Here is a 1,330-nt window from a genome sequence, read left to right as displayed (position 1 = left end):
TGTGGTGTCTCGGGACATCGCTGACATTTGTGTCGCGGGACATCGCTGACACTCATGATGGCGGTTTGGGTTCGCGGGTGCGGTAGGTACGGGCGGTTTTATCGGCCTGTTGGTAGCGGCGTGTGGGGTCGGCGGTGAAGGACCGCACCAGTGTGGTGCCGCTGAGGATGGTGATGTGCTCGCCGTCGCGGATGATGTCGCAGACGTGTCCGGCCCAGCGCAGTCCGACGTTGACCTTGTAGGGCGCGACGAATACGTATCCCGATGTCTGACCGACGGTATGGCGGGAGACAACAACCGGTGCCGGCACGGGCCGGTCAGCGGGTCGAGCTTTTTCGCCGGCGCTGAACGCCTCTGCCGGAGTGGCCCCAGCCAGTGCTCGGTGCGGGCGCTGGTGGTTGTAGAAGACACGGAATTGCCCCAGCAAGGTGTTGAGTTCGGCGATAGTGGCCGCGGGATCGCGAGCAGTAAGCCACGTTTTCAATGTCTGCCAAAATCGCTCGATCTTGCCGCAGGTCTGCGGGTGATACGGCGCGGAGTTGATGGTGCGCACGCCCAGACTGCGCAGTGCGGCCTCGAAAGACGCTTCGAAGCCGCGGAGTCGGCCGGTGTAGACGAAGCCGTTGTCGGTCAACGACATCGACGGGATCCCGCACTCGGTGATCCCGGCCAGCATCACTGTCCAGACCAGTTCAGCGGTACCGGCGCCGGCGGCCGCGGCCAGCCCGGCCAGATAGCGGGAGTGATCATCGAGGCTGCCCGCGATCGCCACCGATGTCCCGTCGGCCAACATCCACTGCGTCCAATCGGACTGCCAGCATTCATTGGGTCGTCCGAAGCAGAAACGCTTGGTCGCCGACCTCGGGCGTTTCTGCGGTTGGGCAATGATCGCCCCGCGCCGGGTGAGGATCTGCCACACCGTCGAGCGCGAGGGCACCCCGACCACGCCGTCGCGTTGCAATGACCACACGATCGACTGAGGCCCGCAATCGCAGCCCGCCTCCAGCAGCTGCTTGCGCCGCAACACGATCAGGTCCTCGATCTCGGCCGAGGTTTGATTTGGACTGGTCAACGGCCGCCGGGACTGCTCCTGCAGACCCTCGATCCCCATCTCCACGAAGCGTCGTTGGTACTTATAGAACGTCTCCCGACTGATCTGATGGTCGCGGCAGAACTGAGCCACGTTCGCAATCTGACCGGCCAGGGCAGCCGCCATCCGGATATCCATCGCCGTCACCTTCTGGGCCATGAACCATGCTGGTCCAGCCCTACTCAGGTGTCAGCGATGTCCCGAGACATACAACTGTCAGCGATGTCCCCGAACAGAACA

General features: G+C 63.6%; 1 protein-coding gene. It reads right to left on the bottom strand.

Features of this window, described 5'->3' with window-relative positions:
• Positions 1 to 52: 52 nt before the first annotated feature.
• On the bottom strand, positions 53 to 1,249 hold the full coding sequence (locus DMB80_RS27745) for an integrase core domain-containing protein (RefSeq protein ID WP_111512755.1): 1,197 nt from the start codon (positions 1,247 to 1,249) through the stop codon (positions 53 to 55).
• Positions 1,250 to 1,330 lie beyond the last annotated feature (81 nt).

It is taken from the genome of Mycobacterium kyogaense (assembly GCF_003254575.1).
Taxonomy (GTDB): Bacteria; Actinomycetota; Actinomycetes; order Mycobacteriales; family Mycobacteriaceae; genus Mycobacterium; species Mycobacterium kyogaense.
Note: the sequence above shows the minus strand (reverse complement) of the source record. Positions and strands in the feature narration are given on the sequence as shown.